The organism is Flavobacterium sp. J49 (assembly GCF_011742145.1).
In the GTDB taxonomy this organism is placed as follows: domain Bacteria; phylum Bacteroidota; class Bacteroidia; order Flavobacteriales; family Flavobacteriaceae; genus Flavobacterium.
Map to the genome: position 1 here is coordinate 424378 of NZ_JAAQQU010000104.1, position 22406 is coordinate 446783.

The 22406-nt window shown below is 36.8% G+C and carries 20 protein-coding genes; 9 read left to right on the forward strand and 11 right to left on the reverse strand.

All coding sequences use genetic code 11. The features are described from left to right. Positions 1 to 6 precede the first annotated feature (6 nt). Genes HA632_RS08460 through HA632_RS08470 form a run of 3 tightly spaced genes read left to right on the forward strand, consistent with a single transcriptional unit; the run spans position 7 to position 3423 of the window. Complete coding sequence (locus tag HA632_RS08460; RefSeq protein ID WP_176306752.1) at positions 7 to 1356, forward strand: lipopolysaccharide assembly protein LapB; 1350 nt, start codon at positions 7 to 9, stop codon at positions 1354 to 1356. Next, on the forward strand, positions 1356 to 2144 hold the full coding sequence (locus HA632_RS08465) for a DUF4292 domain-containing protein (RefSeq protein ID WP_176306753.1): 789 nt from the start codon (positions 1356 to 1358) through the stop codon (positions 2142 to 2144). The genes HA632_RS08460 and HA632_RS08465 overlap by 1 nt, the downstream gene beginning before the upstream one ends. A 22-nt stretch (positions 2145 to 2166) precedes the next feature. Then, complete coding sequence (locus tag HA632_RS08470) at positions 2167 to 3423, forward strand: murein hydrolase activator EnvC (protein ID WP_176306754.1); 1257 nt, start codon at positions 2167 to 2169, stop codon at positions 3421 to 3423. Between the two features lie 56 nt (positions 3424 to 3479). Here the strand turns inward: HA632_RS08470 and HA632_RS08475 are convergent, their stop codons facing one another. The 4 genes from HA632_RS08475 to HA632_RS08490 are packed head-to-tail and all read right to left on the reverse strand — an operon-like array spanning position 3480 to position 9129. Next, complete coding sequence (locus tag HA632_RS08475) at positions 3480 to 5639, reverse strand: hypothetical protein (RefSeq protein ID WP_176306755.1); 2160 nt, start codon at positions 5637 to 5639, stop codon at positions 3480 to 3482. A 12-nt stretch (positions 5640 to 5651) separates the two neighbouring features. After that, complete coding sequence (locus HA632_RS08480; protein ID WP_176306756.1) at positions 5652 to 7565, reverse strand: transglutaminase family protein; 1914 nt, start codon at positions 7563 to 7565, stop codon at positions 5652 to 5654. Positions 7566 to 7616: 51 nt separating this feature from the next. Further along, positions 7617 to 8126: an acyl-CoA thioesterase gene (locus HA632_RS08485; protein WP_176306757.1), complete on the reverse strand. Its 510-nt coding sequence runs from the start codon at positions 8124 to 8126 to the stop codon at positions 7617 to 7619. Positions 8127 to 8184: 58 nt separating this feature from the next. Further along, entirely contained in the window at positions 8185 to 9129 is a 945-nt protein-coding gene (locus HA632_RS08490) for an SPOR domain-containing protein (RefSeq protein WP_176306758.1), read from the reverse strand. Between the two features lie 101 nt (positions 9130 to 9230). On the opposite strand from HA632_RS08490, the gene dprA reads away from it, so the two are divergent. After that, positions 9231 to 10343, forward strand: a complete 1113-nt coding sequence (gene dprA / locus HA632_RS08495) for a DNA-processing protein DprA (protein WP_176306759.1) — start codon at positions 9231 to 9233, stop codon at positions 10341 to 10343. Positions 10344 to 10354: 11 nt separating this feature from the next. Beyond that, positions 10355 to 11770, forward strand: coding sequence for a hypothetical protein (locus HA632_RS08500; protein ID WP_176306760.1), 1416 nt, complete (start codon positions 10355 to 10357; stop codon positions 11768 to 11770). 1 nt (position 11771) lies between these two features. Here HA632_RS08500 and trpS read toward each other — a convergent pair whose 3' ends face one another. Next, entirely contained in the window at positions 11772 to 12749 is a 978-nt protein-coding gene (gene trpS, locus HA632_RS08505; protein ID WP_176306761.1) for a tryptophan--tRNA ligase, read from the reverse strand. A 73-nt stretch (positions 12750 to 12822) separates the two neighbouring features. On the opposite strand from trpS, the gene HA632_RS08510 reads away from it, so the two are divergent. Continuing rightward, positions 12823 to 13560, forward strand: coding sequence for a 1-acyl-sn-glycerol-3-phosphate acyltransferase (locus HA632_RS08510; RefSeq protein ID WP_176306762.1), 738 nt, complete (start codon positions 12823 to 12825; stop codon positions 13558 to 13560). 84 nt (positions 13561 to 13644) lie between these two features. Here the strand turns inward: HA632_RS08510 and HA632_RS08515 are convergent, their stop codons facing one another. The 4 genes from HA632_RS08515 to recA form a co-directional block, all read right to left on the reverse strand. Further along, the gene (locus HA632_RS08515) at positions 13645 to 15225 is read right to left on the reverse strand and encodes a hypothetical protein (protein WP_176306763.1); all 1581 of its coding nucleotides are present in this window, start codon (positions 15223 to 15225) and stop codon (positions 13645 to 13647) included. Next, positions 15222 to 15773 carry an RNA polymerase sigma factor gene (locus HA632_RS08520; RefSeq protein ID WP_176306764.1) on the reverse strand — a complete coding sequence of 184 codons (552 nt, stop codon included), beginning with the start codon at positions 15771 to 15773 and terminating at the stop codon, positions 15222 to 15224. The genes HA632_RS08515 and HA632_RS08520 overlap by 4 nt, the downstream gene beginning before the upstream one ends. Before the next feature lie 24 nt (positions 15774 to 15797). Next, positions 15798 to 16205 carry a hypothetical protein gene (locus HA632_RS08525; protein ID WP_176306765.1) on the reverse strand — a complete coding sequence of 136 codons (408 nt, stop codon included), beginning with the start codon at positions 16203 to 16205 and terminating at the stop codon, positions 15798 to 15800. A gap of 98 nt (positions 16206 to 16303) precedes the next feature. Then, positions 16304 to 17308 (reverse strand): recombinase RecA, encoded by a 1005-nt coding sequence (recA, locus tag HA632_RS08530; RefSeq protein ID WP_176306766.1) that lies wholly within the window; start codon positions 17306 to 17308, stop codon positions 16304 to 16306. A gap of 246 nt (positions 17309 to 17554) precedes the next feature. On the opposite strand from recA, the gene HA632_RS08535 reads away from it, so the two are divergent. Genes HA632_RS08535 through HA632_RS08545 form a run of 3 tightly spaced genes read left to right on the forward strand, consistent with a single transcriptional unit; the run spans position 17555 to position 19975 of the window. Continuing rightward, positions 17555 to 18289 (forward strand): 1-acyl-sn-glycerol-3-phosphate acyltransferase, encoded by a 735-nt coding sequence (locus HA632_RS08535; RefSeq protein ID WP_176306767.1) that lies wholly within the window; start codon positions 17555 to 17557, stop codon positions 18287 to 18289. Between the two features lie 3 nt (positions 18290 to 18292). Beyond that, complete coding sequence (locus HA632_RS08540) at positions 18293 to 19282, forward strand: acyl-ACP desaturase (protein ID WP_176306768.1); 990 nt, start codon at positions 18293 to 18295, stop codon at positions 19280 to 19282. A gap of 48 nt (positions 19283 to 19330) precedes the next feature. Next, positions 19331 to 19975: an HD domain-containing protein gene (locus HA632_RS08545; RefSeq protein WP_176306769.1), complete on the forward strand. Its 645-nt coding sequence runs from the start codon at positions 19331 to 19333 to the stop codon at positions 19973 to 19975. Between the two features lie 47 nt (positions 19976 to 20022). On the opposite strand, the gene HA632_RS08550 is transcribed toward HA632_RS08545, so the two are convergent. Both HA632_RS08550 and HA632_RS08555 read right to left on the reverse strand, forming a co-directional pair. Continuing rightward, positions 20023 to 20805: an enoyl-CoA hydratase/isomerase family protein gene (locus HA632_RS08550; RefSeq protein ID WP_176306770.1), complete on the reverse strand. Its 783-nt coding sequence runs from the start codon at positions 20803 to 20805 to the stop codon at positions 20023 to 20025. 137 nt (positions 20806 to 20942) lie between these two features. After that, on the reverse strand, positions 20943 to 22355 hold the full coding sequence (locus tag HA632_RS08555; RefSeq protein ID WP_176307167.1) for a PAS domain-containing sensor histidine kinase: 1413 nt from the start codon (positions 22353 to 22355) through the stop codon (positions 20943 to 20945). Positions 22356 to 22406 lie beyond the last annotated feature (51 nt).

Below are 22406 nucleotides of genomic sequence, written 5' to 3' on the forward strand. Positions count from 1 at the left end.
AAAAAAATGAAAAGACTTGTAATTTATGGTTTGTTACTCGGAATGTTTTCCATTCCCAATATTGTTGTGGCCCAAGAGGAACCCAACAATATAGTCGTAATTGACGATGGATTTCAAGATCATTTTTACGAAGCACTCAAACAAAAAAGCATCGAAAACTACGACAAAGCAATTCAGTCATTAGAGAGATGTAAAGAAATTCAGCCCGAAAATGCGGTGGTTTATTTTGAATTAGGGAAAAATTATTTGGCCCAAAAAAAATACAAAGAGGCTTACGACAATTTTGAAAAGGTAACCCAAATGGATCCGCAAAACCGCTGGGCTTGGGTTGGCATGTATGATGTTTGTTATGAAACGCATGATTACAATAAGGCGATTGTCATTGTGCAAAAACTGGTGGAATTCAAAGCAGAGTACAAAGAAGATTTAACTTCGCTCTACATGAATACCCAGCAGTTTGACAAAGCATTAGAACTTATCAATGAGTTGAATGAGAAGGTCGGAAAGTCGGACAAACGCGAATTGTACAAAGCCGATATTCTCAAAGATGCCAAATACCAATCGGCGGAAAAGAACAACTTGTTAGATCAAATCAAAAAATTCCCCAAAGAAGAATCCAATTATATTGCGTTGATTTATATGTATTCGCAAAGCAATCAGGAAGAAAAAGCTCTGGAAATCGCCAAGAAACTCGAGGCAGCAATCCCAACATCCGATTGGGCACAAGTGAGTTTATTCAAATTTCATTTGAACAACAACGACGGCGACAATGCGGTAAAAGCCATGAATATTGTCTTGCCGAGTCAAAAAATAGACGCCAAAATCAAACATAGAATGCTCAATGAGTTTCTGATTTTTGCCAAAAACAACCCAAAATACGAAGCCGATTTAGACAAAGCCATTGCCTATTTTGACAACGACAAAGAAGTCAAAGTCGCCAAAGAAATTGGGAAATTTTATTACGCAAAAGCGGCTTGGGGTAAAGCGGTGAAGTATTTTGAGATGCATTTGAAAAATGCACCGGAAGACATGGAAACGATTTTGTTGTTGCTTCAGGCCTATACCGAAAACCAACAATTTGAGGTCTTGGCCCAAAAAGCGGACGATTTGACGCAATTGTTCCCAACGCAACCGCAGTTTTACTATTATGCAGGTTTAGCCTACAATCAAAAGGGAAATTTCAAGAAAGCAGCTTCCACTTTGGAGACTGGCTTGGATTTTGTTATCGATGATACGGCTTTGGAAATCAATTTCAACATTCAATTAGGCGAAGCTTATAATGCTTTGGGCGATATGAAGAAAAAAGAAAAGCATTTTGTCAAAGCCAACGAACTCATTAACAAACAAAAGAAATAATGAAGTATTGGTATTACATAATGTTGGTTGTTTTTTTTGCTTCTTGCAAGTCAAAGGCTGTGATGGTGGACACGAATTCCGCTAAACCCGTTACGGCTATTAATGAAAACGAAGTCACTTCCCAAAAAATCATCGAGAATCACTACAACAATAAAAGCGATTTTTCTACGTTATACATAAGATCAAGCGCCAAATACAGAGACGAAAATCAGTCTCAAAGTGTATCGGCCGAAATCAAAATCAAAAAAGGAGAAAAGATTTTAGTCAGCATTCGTTTCTTGGGAATCACTATGGCCAAAGCCTTGATAACACCTAATCAAGTGAAGTATTACGAAAAAATTAACGGTACTTATTTTGAAGGCGATTATGCTTCGCTAAGCGAATGGTTGGGCACCGATTTGGATTTTAATAAAATTCAAAATATGCTCGTAGGGAAACCGATAGACGATTTGACCCAGCAAGAATATGCAACGGAATTAACCGATAAATTCTACAAGCTCAACAACGTTCAAGATAAAACCGAGAAGACTTTTTTCTTTGAATTGAAAAATTATTTGCTCAAAAAGCAGGAGGTAATCCAACCGGAAAAAGAAAGAATGTTTGCCGTGAATTATTCCAGTTTTCAAAATTTCACTTCAGCAATTTTGCCGGCCGGTTTGTTTATCAATGCGGTGCAAAAGAAAGGGAAAACAGAAATTTCAATTGATTATAATTCGGTTACTTTTAACGAAGAACTTTCATTTCCTTACAGCGTTCCCGATGGATATGACCGAATTTTTATAAATTAGACAAGCCAAAATTTACTTTACCATGCCAAGAATCTTTTTCTGCCTCTTATTCTTTTGTTTAGCTACGCCAATGTGGAGTCAACCGCCTACACAGGAAGAACTCGAACAAAGAAAAGCCAAAATACAGCAAGAAATTTTAGAAAAACAGGAGCAACTGAATTTGATGAAAACCAAAGAAAAGTCAGTTGTTGGGCAATTATTAATTCAAAAAGAAAAAATTGGTCTCAAAGAAAAACTCATCCGCACTACCGAAAAGCAAACCAAATTGTTGAGTAATGATATTTATGTCAACCAACTCAAAATCAACCAGCTCAATCGCGACTTGGAACAACTGCGCAAAGACTACGCAGAGATGATTTTAAAGTCGTATAAGAGCCGTTCGGAGCAAAGCCGAGCCATGTTCTTATTGTCGTCACAAAACTTTCTTCAGGCTTATAAAAGAGCGCAGTACATGAAGCAATATGCGAGTTATCGCAAAATGCAAGGCGAAGAAATCAAAGGAAAAACCAAACAGCTGGAAGATTACAATGTTAAAATTGGCGTTCAAAAATTAGAGAAAGAGAAACTCATAGCCGAGAACGAAAAGGAAAAGCAGGAATTGGTCAAAGAAAAACAAGAGCAGGAGAAAATTGCCAATCAAATCAAAAAAGAAAAAGGCAAAATCACGGCTGAAATCAAAAAGAAACAAGCCGAAACCAAAAAGATAGATGCTCAAATCAAGAAAATGATCCGCGATGCGATTATTGCCGCCAATAAGAAAACAGCGGCAGCCAATGTAAAAGCCAATCCGAAAATTACAGATGCGGAGAAAAAGGCTATTGAGTCTTCAACCAATATCGTTTTAACGCCCGAAGGAAAATTGGTTTCTAATAATTTCAAGGCCAATAAAGGCAGATTACCTTGGCCTGTGGAAAAAGGCGTTATCAGTTTGGGCTATGGGAACCAACCGCATCCGGTTTTTAAAACCATTGAAGTCCATAATAGCGGTATTGAAATTTCAACCGAAAGTGGTGCTTCTGCCAGAGCGGTTTTCTCTGGTGAAGTTGTTCAAATCCAACAAGTAACGCCGCTTAAAAAAGCAGTTTTGGTCAGACACGGAGATTTCTTTACATTGTACCAAAATTTGAGTTCAGTAAACGTTCAGCCCGGAGATAAGGTTTCTGCTAAAGAAGTATTGGGTAAAATTAGAACCGATGCCGACGGACGCACGGTACTTAAGTTTGTGATTTCGCAAAACAGCACTTATTTTAATCCGACCACTTGGTTGTCATCAAGATAAAAACAAAAAACCGACTTTCTTAGTGAGTCGGTTTTTTGTTTGGATAATATTCAGAATTAGTTCTTCTTTAGTAAAACCTTTTCCTGAGTAAACTGGTAAGCCGCATCTAAAAAAGCAATCATTTTGCTCCAATTGGCATTAGGCTCATAATAGTTTTTATAATACTTAAACGTTTTGATGACCAATTGATTTCCTTTTACCTCCGCGGTTGAGGTAAATCCTCCGGTTTCATTTTCCACCTTTTTGTTAAGCTTTTCCAACCCCGAAACACTGTAGCCTGAAGGAATTTCCAGAATAATTTCATTCTCAAAAGAACGCGGATAAATCATGTAAATATTGTTTTTTCGGTCTTTTTCTTTTTGGTCGATTTCAATTTGGGAAGTCAATATTTTACCAATTTCAACGAGATATTTATCGCCTGCTTTTTTGATTAAATTGTTTTTGACCACAAAAGTCTCTTCCATTTCTAAAGCCGATTTTTTACCGTAACGTCCGGAATTCTTGATTTCAAATTTGTAATCATCCACTTCAAATTCGTACTCTTCTTCCACCGATTTTTCGAAGGTTTCTTTTTGTTTGTCCTTCATTTTATTAATCAAAGAGTTCATCTCGTTGGTATATTGCTCTTTCTTCTTTTTGTTTTTAACGTATTCCAAAAGCTGTGTAGTACCGTATTTTTTGTAATCTTCATATACATAATCATAGAAATTGAACTTGTCTTTTTGTTCGTTTTCTTTCAAATGACCCAAATAAGATGATTCTCTTTTGATAGAAAAACCGGTAAAGTTATCTAAGGTTAAGCTGGTTTTGGTTTTATAACTATTTTCCTGATAAGTACTTGACGGAAGTATAACGGTTGAAGCATCGGTTACTTTTTTTCCTTTAGAAACTTCCAATACATAGGCTTTTGAATTTTCTACCGTATAATCAATTTGGTCAGCACTGGTGTAAGGCGAAAAGTATTGCAGGTAAACCGGATTTTTGGTATTCACTCGGATAAGCTTAGTTACATTGCCTTGTATCAACAAATCATCGATAGAGCCATTGTATCTTGGTGTGGCCACAATAATATCATAATCAATTTCATTTTTCTTAAGGAAGTACATGAAATAATTGATAAAAGATTCTTCGCTACTAAAGAAAATCGGATTGTAACCGTAATATTCAAACGGGTAAAAAAGCTTGGTTTCATTGACCACAAAGGCTTCTATGTACCGTGTATAATATTCGTGACGACAGAAATAATATACCTCGCGAATCTTTTCTTCGTCACTGGCAAATGTTTTGCCTTTCAAGAAATCCTTGATTGGATCCAGATTTCCGTTTGGAACAAACTTTTTGTTGTAATAGTCGTAAATGTCTTGTTTGGCGACGGTTTTCTTGATTTCTTTTTCGCTTTCAGATAAAAAGCCATCTGCCAGTTTTTCAAATTTCCCCGAACGGGCAAAAATTACTTGAAACTTGTAACAAGGCATTTCCGCCAATGGATAAAACCAACGCGGGAATTCGTTCTTTTCGATATTTTTTTCCGCCAATTCATAGCTTCTTTCGCCGCTGTTTTTGGTTGGAATTTGTTTTAATTGCGGCGCACCGTTATAAGTGTTGAAATTGACAAAAAAGTCATTTTCGGTTTCCAAGGTAATTTTCAAATCCATGGTTGGGTAAACGTCACCTAAAGGCGTTTCGACCGCATCAAAACTGTAATCATAAACCGATTTGAAAGGTTCGATACTATAGAAATAAAAGTCAATGATATCTCCAACTTCCAAGTTAGGAATGGCTAATTTTTGTTCCCCATTCACTTCTTTTGATTCTTTATCGGTGTCAATTTCTACTTCTTTTCCATCCGGTTTTACCACTTTTACGCCAATAAAATTGGTTCCTCTGCGCCAAAATCCACTTCCATAAGCTTTGTTGGAATAGAATTTGGTTTTATAGGAAAACTGCGAAAATTCGGTTACTGCCGCTTGGTCCTGAAGTTTGATTCTTTTTCGGATAGCTGAAGTGTAAGTCACATTGGCACCAAACTTATGGTAGTTGTAATGTTCTCTTTTGTGAATGATAACCGCAGATTCGTTTTTCCACTTATCGGGAACCGTATTGGCTTTTTTGAACTCATCTTTGGCACCCCAAAAAAATTCTTTCACTTCTTTTTTATCTTGTGCTACTATAGAAGTGGTAACTAATAGCAAAAGCAATAACAGTTTGGCTTTCATTTGACTTTGGTTTTATTTGGATAAGGTAATTTGCTGGTTGTAATTTTCGATTAGTTTTTTGTTGAAATCATTCCATTTTTCAATTTCATTGGCTTTGATACAACCGTTTTTGAAAAGGAAAGTCTTTTTATAAACAATCTCTTTTCCGGTGTTTTCAAAACTGATATTGATGTCAAAATTGGGTTCTTTAATCACAAGATCTGAAGGGATTTTGGTCACTTTGTAACCCTCGGGAATTTTTAGTGTTATCTGCGAATTAAAATGGGTTTTGTAATTCATCTCATAATCCACTTTTCGGTCCTTTAATTCAAATCCTTTGTACTCATTCATAAAGTCCAAATCCACATAGATTTCATCGTCAAAAGAAGAAACTTTATTCGAAATGGCAATGTTGTAGTCGAGCGTTAAAGGAATATCTCGGTTTTTGAAGTCGCTGGTTTTCAAGTCTTTTACCAGTATGCTTTTGTTTTGTCTGGATAAAAATCCGTCCAAGCGCTCTTTCTTTTTATTGGTTTCAAAACTGTTGTAAATGTTCAAAAATTGGGTTTTGCTTTCTCCAAAAAAACTTTTGTTACAGGTACCAACAATGGTTTCGTTTTCAATACTTAGCGTGGCTTTGAAAAGTTCCTTATTGCTCTCAGCAGTTCCGCCGGGCACTTTTTCGATGATGCATTTTTCACCGTCTTCAATCATGACTTCTTTGTTTTGAATGCGCTCGGCATAATCGCCTAAAGAATTGAATTTTTCGGTACCGTCAAGGTAAATCTTTTTGCCTTTGTGAAATAAAGTACAAATCATGTGGTTGTCTACCGCCAAAGACGGTGTTTGGTAATCATAAGCAATGTGCTTGGTTCCAATCCATGTCAGTCGCGCATCAAAACCGGCCAGTTTCAACATTTGTTTGATCAAATTGGCCATGCCTTTACAGTCGCCGTATCTCTTGGTGAAAACATTGTTAGATTCATCGGGTTTGAATCCGGCAATGCCATCTTCAAAGGCAATATATCGAATGTTATCCTGGACCCAATAATAGATGTTTTTGATTTTCTCTTCGTCGGTTTTAGCATTGGCGGTTAGTTCGGCTACTTTGTCTTTGAGCACACTAGTGTCGTCTTTCATCATTAAAACCAATGAGCGATACCATTTGTACAAGTCATTGTAATCTCTAAATAAAGGAGTTTTAACGCCGTCTTTCGTAAATGATTTGGCTAAAATTAAAATGTGCGGATAAAGGTAACTTCTTCCCGGAGTTTCGTCCTCTTTGTATAGCGCCGGAACGTCGTCAAAGGTGTAAGTAACGTGTGTGATATTGCCTTCTTGGGTTGATGTTTTGGTGATTTTATGACCTTCAAAATTAAATTCTCTCAATTCAACTTCAAGCCAATTCGGAATATCAAAGGCTATTTTTTTCTTTAAAATAGGGTATTCATCATTGAAATACAATGCCGTAAAATACTTAACGTCATCGTATTTTTTCTCCATTTCATATTTGTAATTGTAGCCCTGAACCGGAAAATCAACCGCGATGTATTTTACTTTGGCATCATTGTAGAACAAATCCTTGTCTTTGTAAAATTCGTCCGTAACGCTAAATTGTGCCGGTTTATCATTTCGGTATTTCAAAGAGAAAGTCTGAATCCTTGATTCACTATCGTAAAATTCATATTTGTGAATGTCTGCACGATGATTGATGTTCATCAAATTTTCTTTAGTCGTATGATTTACAATGACTTTTCCATCTTTTTTGTTCAAATCAAAGCTGACAAAATCATTACTTTCCAGAATGGCAATATCGTCTTTGGAGTATTTTTCTCGTAATTGTTTTGCCTTGGTAATGTCTTCGGGTGTTGGATCAATACCTTTTTGTGCCACAACAGTATTCACAAAAAGACATAAAAAAACCAACAAAAGTTGAGTGGTTTTCATTTTTACAGAATTTTTGGAAATATACTGTTTTTTTGAATAAAAAAACGGTTGCTAAACAAATAATGCTTTTAATTCAGTTGCATCGTGGGGATTCATTTTTCCGGCCAAAACCAAACTTAACTGTTTTCTGCGTAGCGCAGCATCAAATCTTGATTTTTCCAACTCAGTTTCAGGTTCAATCTGAGGCACAGGAACAGGATTGCCGGTTTCGTTCACGGCCACAAAAGTATAAATCGCCTCGTTGGCTTTGCTTCGGCTTCCCGATTCTCGGTCTTCAATCCAAACATCAATAAATATTTCCATTGAAGAGGTAAAAGCCCTCGAAACTTTAGCCTCAACAGTTACAACACTTCCCAAAGGAATGGCTCGGTTAAAAGCCACGTGATTCACCGAAGCCGTTACTACAATTCTGCGGGAATGTCTGCGTGCGGCTATACTGGCAGCTCGGTCCATGCGAGCCAATAATTCACCACCAAAAAGATTGTTCAAGGGATTGGTTTCGCTAGGCAAGACTAAATCGGTTAAAACCGTTAAGGAATCGGAAGGATGTTTAGGCGTCATGTTTTTTTTTGCAAAGGTAATTACTGAAAACAAAAAATCCCGATTTCTCGGGACTTTTTTATAGTTCTTCTATTAGCAACCAGGCGTCTTTGTTGTCTAGTTTTTTGATGTCTTTCATAGTGTCCTGTGCATCGGCATAGGAGGAAAAACTTCCGTAAAGTACCGGAAACATGCCGTGTTTGTTGGCAGGTAGTCTTTTGGCTTTAAAACCTAATTTCAGTAAAGATTGATAAGCATTCTCTGCATTGCTCTCGATTCTGAAAACACCGGCAACCACATGGTAAGGCATTTTTTCATTCGGAACCGTCAAAGTCACACTCGGCAACGGATTCTCAATAAAGAAAGTCGCTTCTTGTATTTTTTGATTGATTTTTTTCTGAACGTTGGATTGTACTAATAAAGTTTCTTGTTCTACTTGTGTCAAATAATTGTCATACAGTTTGTATCCCAAAACACCGGTCAAACCCAATGAAAGTGTGAAAACTGCAGCGTATTTCAATGCTTTGTAATTGCTTCTTTTTTCCGGAGTGAAGGTAATCGGTGCTTTTTCTTCAAATGTTTCAGCAACTTGTTTGTAGGTTTCGCGTTTTACGGCAGGAGAAACAAACGAACTCAAACCAAAAGATTCTTTGAGGTAATTGACTTGGTCAGCCGGAACAAACACTAAGTTTTTTTCAGCGTTTAAAGTAAATTCACCGATGTTTTTAATGGAAAAACGACCCAATTCCTGAATCTTATTTTTCCAATCGTTTACTTCATTTTGAATCGCGTTAACTGCAATCTCGTAGGCTATTTTTTCAGTTTGTGCCAAATGATTGGCTAATAAACCGTCATTGTTTTTGATAAAGGGATTGAACGAAATCAATTTTTTCGGCGGATAAAACGAATGAGCGTTTTCATCCCATTGTGCCGACTGGAATTCGGTCAAAAAAGCACCAAATCCGGGAACGGTAACACATTGATAACGATATAATAATTGGGAAATGTATTGTTCAATCTTCATGTCAACAAATTTATAGAAACAATAGTAGTATCAAAAAATTATTCACAAATTTTATTAACAATCCAAAAGAAAAATATTTAATTTTGTAGTAATTTATTGATATGATTACAAACGAACTTTTTCATGTTTTAGCTCTTTTGCGCATTGATGGCGTTGGTGATGTGGTGGCCAAAAAACTAATAAGTCATTGTGGTTCAGCAGAAAATGTTTTTAAGACCAAATTGAAACAGTTGAAAGCGATAGATGGTGTTGGAGAAGTTTTAATCAGAAATCTAAAAGACAAAACGGTTTTCGAAAAAGCCGAACGCGAATTAGAGCATATTCAAAAAGAGAACATCAACGTTTTGTATTTTCAAAATGAAGATTATCCGGATAGGTTAAAGCATTGTATTGACGGACCGGTTTTGTTGTTTGCTTCCGGAAAAGTTGACTTTACCAACCGAAGAATGATTAGCATAGTCGGGACAAGGCAAATCACGTCTTATGGAACTGAATTTTGCAAAAAACTTATAGAAGATTTAGCTTTATTTAATCCGATAATAGTGAGTGGATTTGCGTATGGTGTTGATATAGTAGCACACCAAGCAGCCATGGAACACAACTTGCAAACTATTGGGGTTTTGGCGCACGGACTCAATCAAATTTATCCCAAAACCCATAAAAAATACATCGCCAAAATGGAACAGAATGGCGGATTTCTTACCGAATTTTGGAGCAGTTCCAATCCGGATAAAGAAAACTTTGTCAAACGAAACCGTATCGTTGCCGGCATGAGTGAAGCGACAATAGTGATAGAAAGTGCCGAAAAAGGAGGTTCCCTTATCACCGCGAATATAGCCAATGATTACAACCGAGATGTGTTTGCTGTTCCCGGAAGAACTACGGATAAATACAGTCAGGGTTGTAATGATTTGATTAAAACCCAACGCGCCAATTTGATAACTTCTGCGGCTGATTTGGTTTATTGTTTGAATTGGGAGCTTCAATCGCAAGCGCAGAAAGACAACAAAGTTATACAAAAACAACTTTTTGTGACTTTGGATTTTGAAGAACAGAAAATTTATGATTACTTGCAGCAAAATGGAAAACAATCGCTTGATATTGTTGCGCTTGACTGTGATTTCCCTATTTTTAAACTTTCATCGGTTCTTTTGAACATGGAATTAAAGGGAATTATCAGGCCTTTACCGGGAAAATTATTTGAAGCGATTTAAAAATATACCTAATGAATATAATTGAAATAGCCGAGCTATTGTCTGTTAAAACGATCCAAATAGGGTCATTTACTAAAGCAGATTTTACTGAAATGGAAAGCAGATTGGAAATTGAAAAACAAAACCATCCAAATCTGACCGACGAGTTGATATCACAGTTTTTTAAAGCCCTTAAAAAGCAGCCCAAACCATTTCAGGCGGTGATGAATAACCGAGCGTTGTTTAATTTTTTTGCTCAAAAAAATTATTCTAAAAAACAGTTTCAAGCAGAAGTAGAAACCCAAGATGCAGCAGAGATTAAGGCATTTGTCCAAACCTTTTTAAACGATAGTTTACAGCCGTTTGTATTTGACAAAATTCAAGTCAATGATTATCAGGAAATAGGTTTGCTGGTTGAAGCGCATGAGCTTTTACCCGATGAAATTTCAGAACGAATCCTTTTTTATGCCAAAGAAAAACTTGATTTGGCCAATCGGACTCTGAAACCGCCTTTTGGTGATTTCTCGAAAATACTTTACATAAAAGACGCTAACTTTTTTATTTTCTTAAACGGCTTGAAGAATGAAGCGCTTGAAGAAAAAGTCAAAACATTTTTCAATACAGTAATGAATATGTACATCGCCGATAAGACATCTGAACTGGCGAAGCGGACTTTTACGGCCATGAAAAACTATGAGGCTATTGATGGCCAACTATCGAAAAGCATCGCAATGTTAAAGGAAAGCGCGGAGATTAATTATAAGCCTTTCTCCAGAAACAGAAAAAAATACTATTGGATTTATGCTGTAGTTGGATTGTTTATCATTCTTAGGGTTTCTTTTGTGATAAGCAATATTTCGGATTTGAATCCGGACTATGAAACAGAGGAGTCGTATGACGGTTCTGAATACCAATCCGAACCCAGAAAATTGGACCGATACTATACGGATATGAAGTTTAAAATTGATAGTTTCCGTATTTTCTTGGCCGAATATAATCAAAGTCAAATTAAAAGATTGACCAAAATCAGCGGTATTAAAACCGGGGAAAACCCATTTGAAACGTTCTACGAAAACCAACCCACCGGAGAAAGCGGCAACAACATCAGAATACAAAACAGTAGTGATTATGATATGTTGTTATTAGAAAACGCGGTATTGTATGACAGCATCAAAATTCCACGCACGGCTCATTTTATAAAAGCCGGTGATTTTCTTTATGTCAACTTCAACACAGAAGAAGCCAAAACCATTTTCAATGTCTATTTGGGAAAAAATTTGGCTACTTTCCAAACAGAAAGTAACCATTTATTTATTAGAGGCGGGTCTGTGGTTGAATACCGTTTTAGCGAATTGGCTCCAAGAGCCAAAGCCATTTTAGCAGAAGACCACATTTTTGAAACCGATGTCAAACTAAACTACAAAAATGGAGGATTGATAGAGGATTAAGCTATTCAAATCCCAATTTGGTTCTCACTTTTTGTAAAACACCATTGGCAATAGTACCGGCTTTTGCGGCGCCCAATTTCAACAAAGCATCTACTTCTTCTTGGTTACTCATATAGTAGTTGTACTTTTCTCTCTCGGTTTTGAATCGTTCACAAATCAGTTCAAACAAAGCTTGCTTGGCATGACCATACCCAAAGTCTCGGTTGGCATTGGCATACTTTACTTTCATTTCGGCCATTTGCTCCGCATTGGCTACCAATTTATAAATCGCAAATATTTTACAAGTATCCGGATTCTTTGGTTCTTCCAAAGGCGTACTGTCGGTTTCAATGCTCATGATTTGCTTGCGCAAGGCTTTGTCCTCCAGAAAAATATTGATAAGATTGCCACGGGATTTACTCATCTTAAAACCGTCTGTTCCGGGTACATACATCGTTTCTTCTTGAACTTTACCTTCCGGTAGCACAAAAGTTTCGCCCATTAGATGGTTGAATCGAGAAGCTACATCGCGGGTAATTTCTATATGTTGCATTTGGTCTTTACCTACGGGAACATATTCGGCATCATACAATAAAATATCAGCCGCCATCAACATCGGATAGGAAAACAAACCGGCATTTACATCTTCTAATCTATCAGCTTTGTCTTTGAAAGAATGGGCTAAGGTCAACCGTTGGAACGGAAAAAAGCAACTCAAGTACCAAGACAATTCAGCCGTTTGCGGCACATCACTTTGACGGTAAAAAATCACTTTATTGACATCCAATCCGCAAGCCAACCAGACAGAAGCCGTGCTGTAGGTATTCCGACGAAGTTCTTCGCCATTTTTAATTTGGGTAACAGAATGTAAATCAGCAATAAAAAGAAAGGATTCATTGCTAGGATTTTTTGACAGTTCAATGGCAGGTAAAATCGCACCCAAAAGGTTTCCCAAATGCGGCGTTCCTGTACTTTGAATTCCGGTTAATATTTTTGACATCTTCAATTTTTTTCTGAACGCAAAGTTAAACCTTTGTATTAAAAATTGCATACCTTTCATTACATTTGACCACATGAGAGCATTGAAAATTGTTTTTTGGACACTTTATCGCGTTTGGTTCTATATTTTGATGGCGATTCCAATCATCGTCATGTTTCCGTTTTTGTTTGTTTCTATCCTTTCGGAGAAATGGTATCCGTATTTTTTTGTCATGGCTAGAATTTGGGCCAAATTCATTCTTTTCGGAATGGGCTTTAGGGTCAAAGTAACTTTTGAAGAAGTGCCGCAAGAAGGCAAAAGTTATATGTTTGTGGCCAATCATACTTCGATGACCGATATCATGTTGATGCTTTCAATAGTTAAAAATCCTTTTGTTTTTGTGGGGAAAAAAGAATTGGCCAAAATTCCGTTGTTTGGATTTTTCTACAAGCGTACGTGTATTTTGGTAGACAGAAGCAGTTCAAAAAGCAGAATGGCAGTTTTTGGGCGGGCCCAAAAAAGATTGAACCAAGGCGTAAGCATTTGTATCTTTCCTGAAGGCGGCGTTCCGGAGGAAAGTGTAGTTTTAGATGAATTCAAAGATGGTGCTTTTCGTTTGGCAATAGAACATGAAATCCCCATTGTTCCTATGACTTTTTATGATAACAAAAAGCTTTTCTCATATACTTTTTTTAGTGGAAGTCCGGGATTGATGAGAGCAAAAGTGCATCGTTTTTTTGACACCAAAAACCAAAATGCGGATTACAAAAAGACCTTAAAAAACAATGTTCGAGAGGTTCTTTTAAGGGATTTGCAAGAAGATTTGAAATAAAAAAGAGTTCCGAATTTCGGAACTCTTTTCAGTTATTACTCGAAAGCAATAACACCACTTAACTAATTTTTAAACAATCACAAACTAGAATCTATAGCTTATTCCACTGTAAATCCCAAACACATAAGGTTTGAAATTCCCGTCATTTGAACGGAATGTATTTAACTGATATTTGAAGGTTGGCTCCACATTAAATTCAAAAGACTTCATAAAACCATATTTGATGCCCAAGCCAATATTGGTGCTAAAATGAACCGGATTTAAATTATTGGCTCTCCCTAAAACGGTTGTTCGGTTGTTGGATACAATTGAAATAGAGTTGTCTTGCAGAAATAAGGTACTGAAACCACTAATGATTTTTAAACCGAAACGCTTCTCAATAATGGCATAAGACATTTCCAGCGGCATTTCCAGATAGCCGATTTCTTGGTTGATATAACCTTCATTTTTGTGAACAATGGCCTCTTCAAATGCCAAGAGCTCATTTTCTGAAGTCAAAAGAGTTGCTGAAGGATTTGGGACAGCGCTTTCCACCTGTAAAGTATAACCGGCTCCTGTTGGACTCAAGCCATTCAGATAACGGGTTTGCATGCTGGCATAATAAAATACTTCATTGGTGTTATAACTCATATTCAATTTGTTCAATCCGGTTCTTATAGTCAATTTTGAATTGACGGCATAATTAACGCCTAGTCCGAATCCAACTCTGGTATTATAGGTCTTCGAATTATTCACGAGAGTAGAATCAATTGGAGATCCGCCTGAGAGGGAACCCAAAAAAATAGGTGCAACATTTGAGGTGAGTTGCCACCTATTTTGTTTAGATTCTTGCTTTGATTTTTTTTCTTTTTCATTGAGCAATTCTTCCAGCGGATTGTCGGCAACACTTTTGTTAATTGTAGTGTCGCTAACTTTATTTTCAACTTCGTTGACTGCAATTTTGGTGTTATTATCCCCTTTTAAACCATCAAGATTGAGCTCTTTTGGAGCTACTATCGCACTGGCATCTTTTGATATATTGGTGTTGTTTTCTGTTTGAGCAATCGGATTTTCAACAATGTCTTGGATGGAATTCTTTTGACTTTCGGCGATTTGAGCTTCATTTTTCACAAATTCATTTTTGGTAACCAGAGGCTTGCTGCTTTCTGAGTACGATTTGCTTTTTGAAGACTGATTTTGAATCGATTTTCCGTGAGCGACAGCAGATTTTGAATCATTCAGTATTGGTGATGATTTAATTTTACCGATTGGTTTTTGTTTGTTGGAATTAGGAGCTACTGCATCAACAGTGTTGTCTAATTTTAAAGAGTTGTTATTGGTTTCTTCTTTATCTGTAATGGCTTCAGAAGTATTGTCAACTCCTTTGTCAACTTCTTTTTTTAAGTCAGTAGTATCGGGACTTCCATTGTTTTGATTGGAATTTTCTTCATTAACTATCGCATTTGTTGGGGTAACATCGTCGTTAAAAACGGTTTTGGTAATTAATATTCCAACAAATAATACAGCCACCAATCCGGAGAACTTCCACCAAAATGGAATCACTCTTTTGCGTTTTTTGTCCTCAAGTCTTGCTTCAATGTTGCCCCAAAGATCTTCAGCTGGATTGGCTTCAAAATCTTTGAATTTTTCTTGAAAAAGTCTGTCTATGTTCTTTTTATCACTCATTTTGCAGAAGGAAACTTTTTAGCTTCTTCGTTTTTGTGTTGTTCTATTTTTTCTTTTAAAATCATTCTGGCTCTAGCCAAGTTTGATTTAGAGGTGCCAATATTGATGGTCAACATTTCGGCGATTTCAGCATGTGAAAACCCGTCGATAACATAGAGGTTAAAAACCAGTCGATACCTATCGGGCAATTCCTGAATAATTTTCAACAAATAATCCATTGAGATTTGATCGTCCTCAATTTCAACTTCATAATCTTCAGCAACATCTTCATTCACCAAACTCAAAAAAGTTTGATTTCGGTACTGCTGTAACACGTTATTAACCATCACTCGCTTTAGCCAACCCTCAAAAGAACCTTTGAACGAAAACTGTTCAATTTTATTAAAAATCAGTAAAAATCCATCTTGTAAATTGTCTTGAGCCTCAGTATAATTGCGCGAATACTTCAAGCAAACAGCAAACAGTTTTGGTGAATATATTCGATATAACTGTTCTTGCGCTTTCCTATTGTTGTTTTTGCAATCATTTATGAGTTGATTTAAATCCAATTTTCAAAAATTGATTGTTATGTTCTAATTTAATACCGGTATTTCGTATTCTAAAAAGATATCGTTTCCTTGCTCATCTTTTCCTTGCCAAAATTTAAAAATATAGGAACCATTGCTTGTTACTACAAAATCAAATGAGCAACTAGACACATCATTTGGGGTTTCTGTACAGTTGCTTCTTTCTTCTTTCATGGTTTCAACCGCTATAGTTCTTTCATTAAGGTATTTGTGATAAGAAATAGTGTTGTAATAATGACAAGACGTTGGCTTATTGTATTGCATGGTTATGGTGTAGGTTGCTCCTAAAGTAAATTCAGTAGGAATATCAACACTTAACACAGGTCTTAATTCATAGGTATAATTCGGTCCATCCTCCGGCGTACAAGAATTGAATAAAAAAACTAACGCTAAAAGAGAAATTATTCTTTTCATAATGGTAATTGATTTTTGGTTAAGATGGTTATGCTATAAAAAGGTTGCGTTAAATTAATAAAAAAACGTCTCGGTTTTTTATCGAGACGTTTTTTATTTTAAGCATTGTTTTCTTTGATGACTTCTTTGATTTTTTGTTCTAATTCATCGGCCAATTCTGGATTGTCTTTAATTAAGACTTTTACGGCATCACGACCTTGCCCGAGTTTGGTGTCGCCGTAACTGAACCAAGAACCTGCTTTTTTTATGATTTCAAATTCAACGGCTAAGTCGAGAATTTCACCGGTTTTAGAAACGCCTTCTCCATACATGATATCAAATTCAGCCGTTTTAAATGGTGGTGCTACTTTGTTTTTAACCACTTTTACTTTGGTTCGGTTTCCAATAACGTTTTCACCATCTTTAATTTGCGAAGAGCGACGAATGTCTAAACGTACAGAAGCATAGAATTTCAAAGCATTTCCACCGGTAGTGGTTTCAGGATTTCCGAACATTACTCCGATTTTTTCTCTCAACTGGTTGATGAAGAAAACCGTACAGTTGGTTTTGCTGATGGTTCCGGTTAACTTTCTCAAAGCTTGTGACATCAAACGGGCGTGTAATCCCATTTTAGAATCACCCATTTCGCCTTCAATTTCGCTTTTAGGGGTTAAAGCAGCCACCGAGTCAATAACCACAATATCAATAGCACCCGAACGGATTAAGTTTTCGGCAATTTCCAAAGCTTGCTCACCATTATCCGGTTGGGAAATGATTAAATTTTCAATATCGACGCCTAATTTTTCTGCATAATTTCTGTCGAATGCGTGTTCTGCATCTATAAAGGCAGCAATACCTCCGGCTTTTTGGGCTTCAGCTATCGCGTGTAACGTTAAAGTGGTTTTACCCGAAGATTCCGGACCGTATATTTCAATGACTCTTCCTTTCGGATATCCGTTTACGCCTAAAGCTAAATCCAATCCTAGGGAACCGGAAGGAATAACTTCAACTTCTTCAACGGCTTTATCACCCATTTTCATGACGGTTCCTTTACCGTAGGCTTTGTCTAATTTATCAAGGGTAAGTTGTAATGCTTTTAATTTTGCTTCTTTTTCTGAACTCATTTTTTAAAAATTTAGTGGCATAAAAATAATGCTTTTTTTGTTGTTATAGGATACAAATCAGAGGAGTTTTGAACAAAATGTATTATCTCTTGGCAGATCAATCTATATAATTTTAAAGGTAGGTTAGTTTGATTTTACAGCAGTACACTAAAAGTGTACATTTTGTTGAAATCTAAAACAGTTTTTTATGGCCGCTTTTTTTTCATCCTTTGATTTTTCGCTACTTTTACACTCAATTTTACAGTTATGGAAAAGCTTATTTCTTACCCGATTTCAATTCTATACTACCTTTGTTTCGGATTGACATTGGTCATTTTTCACCCAATTCAATGGGTTTGTTTCAATGTTTTCGGTTATCAGGCACACAAAAAAAGCGTCGATTATCTGAACTTTTTTTTAACCAAATGCACTAATATTTTAGGAACCACATACACTTTCGAAAACCGAGAATTAATTCCGAAAGGCGTACCGGTTATTTTTGTATCCAATCACCAAAGCCTATATGACATCATCGGGATTATTTGGTATTTGCGTCGTTTTCATGCCAAATTTGTGAGCAAAAAAGAATTAGGTAAAGGCATCCCGAGTGTTTCCTATAATTTAAGACACGGCGGTTCGGTTTTAATAGACCGAAAAGACCCAAAACAAGCTATTCCTGTCATCAAAGGCTTGTCTGAATACATTGAAAAACACAAACGATCGGCTGTAATATTTCCGGAAGGAACTCGCAGCAAAAACGGAAAGCCAAAAGAATTTGCCCAAAGTGGGTTAAAAATCTTATGTAAATATGCGCCATCAGCTTATGTTGTGCCAATTACCATTAATAATTCGTGGAAAATGGTTAAATTTGGAGCTTTTCCAATGGGTTTAGGGAATCGTTTACAATTTATCGTTCACGAGCCTATGGCCGTTAAAGATTTTTCATTTGAAGAATTAATGCAAAAGACAGAGCAAGTAATAGTACAATCTATAAAAAACTAAATAATGCCTCAAAAAAATATAAGACTGGAAGTGATGCAATTTCTGGAGAAAGACGTCGACAAGTTTGTAGATGAGTTCTTGATTCCGGTGGAAAAAATATGGCAGCCTTCCGACTTTCTTCCGAATTCAGAAAACGAAAATTTCTTTGATGAGGTAAAAGAATTAAGAGAAATCGCCAAAGATTTGCCCTATGATTTTTGGGTAGTATTGGTAGGAGATACCATCACCGAAGAAGCATTGCCAACCTATGAAGCATGGTTAATGGATGTTGAAGGGGTTGATAATGTAGAACGAAACGGTTGGTCAAAATGGGTTCGTCAATGGACCGGTGAAGAAAATCGTCACGGAGACTTATTGAATAAGTACTTATATTTATCAGGTCGCGTGAACATGCGCGAAGTAGAAATGACAACGCATCACTTAATCAACGATGGTTTTGACATCGGCACCGGCAGAGATCCGTATAAGAACTTTGTTTATACCAGTTTTCAGGAATTAGCCACGTATATTTCACACAATAGGGTTTCCCAAATTGCCAAACAATACGGCGACAAAAAATTGTCCAAGTTGTGCAAAATGATCGCCGGAGATGAAATGCGTCACCACCATGCTTATTCGGAATTTGTAAACCAAATTTTCAAAGTAGACCCAAGTGAAATGATGTTGGCTTTCCAATACATGATGAAGCAAAAAATCACCATGCCTGCGGTTTTCTTAAGAGAATCGGGAGAAAAGATTAGTACCGCTTTTGAAGAATTTTCCAATTCGGCCCAAAAAATTGGCGTTTATACTGCCGCGGATTATGTTGATATCTTGAGAAAATTGACCGAAAAGTGGGAGATTGATAAAATTACAAATCTTACGGCTGAAGCTGAAAAAGCAAGAGATTATCTGATGAAATTACCGGATCGTATGGCTAAAATTTCAGAAAGATTGGTTTTGCCTGATGAAACTAAAATTTTCAAATGGGTGGAACCCGCATTAGCCCGATAAATAATCAAAATCCTTTCCAACGAAAGGATTTTTTTAACCCCAAAACAGATGTCTTTAATTGATAAAACCATCCTTTTTGTAAAGCAACAACTCGAGAATGCTGAAGGCGGTCACGATTGGTTTCACATAGAGCGCGTTTATAAGAATGCTTTATTGATTGCCCAAGAAGAAACTTGCGATTTGACAGTGGTGAAACTCGGTGCCTTATTGCATGATATTGCCGATAGTAAATTCCACAACGGCGATGAAACTGTTGGTCCGAAAATCGCACGTGCTTTTTTGGAAAGCCAAAATGCGACAGAAGAAACCATCGTTCACGTCATCAATATCATCGAAAACATTTCTTTCAAAGGCGGGAATTTTGAAAAGAAGTTCAGTTCTAAAGAATTGCAAATTGTTCAGGATGCCGACCGATTAGACGCTATTGGTGCAATTGGCATAGCCAGATGTTTTAATTATGGCGGATTCAAAAACCGCGCACTTTACAATCCGGCCATTGCTCCCAAATTAAACATGAGTAAAGAGGAATATAAGAATTCAGACGCACCAACGTTGAATCATTTCTACGAAAAATTATTATTGTTGAAAGACAAAATGAATACCGTAACCGGAAGAAAAATAGCCGAAGCGCGACACCAATACATGGAAAACTTCCTTTCGCAGTTTTATGCCGAATGGGAAGGAGAAAAATAGTGGTCAGTGTTCAGCTTTTAGTAAGCAGTAAAAGCCGAACACTAAAATTATTTTCCGGTAAATGAAGCCTTTCTCTTTTCTAAAAACGCCGTAGTGCCTTCTTTAAAATCTTCGGTTCCGAAACATTTACCAAAGTTTCTGATTTCTACATCATAGCCATCAACATCGTGTTTGTAATTGGCATTAATCGCTTTGATTGCTTTGCCGATAGCATTTGGAGAATTGCGCATGATTTTGCCGGCTATACCTTTGGCAAATTCTAACAACTCAGTTTGAGGTACTACGTGATTGACTAAACCATACCCTTTGGCTGTTTCAGCGTCTATCATTCCGGCGGTCATAATCATTTCCATAGCGCGTCCTTTTCCAACCAATTGCGGCAAACGTTGCGTTCCGCCATAACCGGGAATAACACCTAATGAAGTTTCGGGCAATCCCATTTTAGCATTATCCGAAGCGATTCGGAAATGACAAGCCATTGCCAATTCTAAGCCACCACCAAGTGCAAAACCATTCACTGCCGCAATAACCGGTGTTTTCAATTTTTCTACAAAATCAAACAGTAATTCTTGTCCTTGAGCCGCTAATTGTGCACCTTCTTCAATAGAGAAACTGGCGAATTCAGAAATATCTGCACCGGCAACGAAAGCTTTTTCACCTTCACCGATAATAATAATGACTCTTACTTCGGAATTGTTTTCCAAGCTTTCAAAAGCGTCGTGTAATTCCTGAATAGTCGCTTTGTTAAGTGCGTTTAATTTTGCCGGACGGTTGATGGTGATTTGTCCGATGCCGTTTTCAATAGCAATAAGTATGTTTTCGAAGTTCATAGTTTGATGTTTATTTTACCGCAGATTTGCTGATTATTCTTTTGATATTTTCTTTGTTGTGTGCTATTTACTTAACACAAATTCGCCAATTATTTTTAACTATTTTATTTTAAAATCTGCGAATCTGCGGTTATTTTTTATTTAACAATAGGAAGCGACACCATAAAAGTGGAGCCTTTTCCCGGTTCGGTTTCAAATGTAATAGTTCCTTTGTAATTCTCAATAATGTTTTTGATAATTCCCAATCCTAATCCCATGCCGCTGGTTTTGGTGGTGAATTTGGGTTCAAAAATATGCTCGATATTTTCAGCAGCAATGCCAATCCCGTTGTCTTTGACCGAAATGATTACATTCTCTTCAATCTCTTTTACTGAAACCAAAATGTGTTTTTCTTCTTGGTCTTCCGGTATGGATTGAATGGCATTTTTGACCAAATTGGTGATGATCCTGATGAGTTGTGTTCTATCCATCACAGTAATAATCTCCTCCGAATTACTTTCAAATCGTATAAAATCTTCATTGAAAATATCGAGTGAAAATTCTACCACTTCTACCACATTTAAGGTCTCATTTTGTTGCGCCGGCATCGAAGCAAAGTTGGAAAACGCCGAAGCCACTGAGCTCATCGTGTCAATTTGCTGAATCATGGTTTTGGAATAATCATTCAGTTTTTGCTTCAAATCGGGATCATTCGGGTCAAATTTTCGTTGGAAACTTTGCACGGTCAAACGCATTGGTGTTAACGGGTTTTTGATTTCGTGCGCGACTTGTTTCGCCATTTCGCGCCAAGCTTGTTCACGCTCACTTTGGGCCAACCTACTCGCGCTTTCTTCCAGTTTATCTACCATTTGATTATAGGCATTAATCAAGGAATTGATTTCTTTGCTGTTGGCTTCAATGACGATTTTCTCGTTCTTTTGGTTCAGACTGGTTTCGTTGATTTTATCCGAAATGGTTTTCAGCGATTTGGTAATATAACTCGCTAAGAAATACGCCAAAGCAAAAGCAATAACCAACATAAAGGAATACACCTGACTCAATCGCAACAGGAATTCCCGCAATTCGGTTTCGTAAAAACCATCGTCTTCCACATAAGGAATATTCAAAATACCGAGTGGTTTGAATTTGTCGTCTTTAATCTGGCTGTAAGAAGAACGGTTTTTTACGCCGTCTATGTTTTTAATGTCTACATATCTTTTATCGACAGAAGACTGAACCAATTTCAGGATATAATTCGGAATCGGCGGCGCAACTTTGTCTACTGAAAAAGAAGATTTCGAAGATTTGACCAATTTTCCTTCGAGTGAATAAATATTGATTTCCAAATTGTGAATATCCGAAAGCTCGTGAATTTTGTCTTTAAAAATCAATTTTAAATTGTCGGGTGTCAGCGGATAAGTCGTGGTGGAAAGCACATAATTAATATGTTCTTTGATAGCAAATTCTTTTCGGTCTAAACGTTCTTGATGGTAATCTTTGGCTTCATTCTTAAACTGAATAATCGAAATGGAAGCCATCAAAATAGAGGCAATCAATATCAATATAATCATCGACAGGAAAATCCTGGTGCGAAGGGAAAGCATTGACATTTTGAAGCCGTT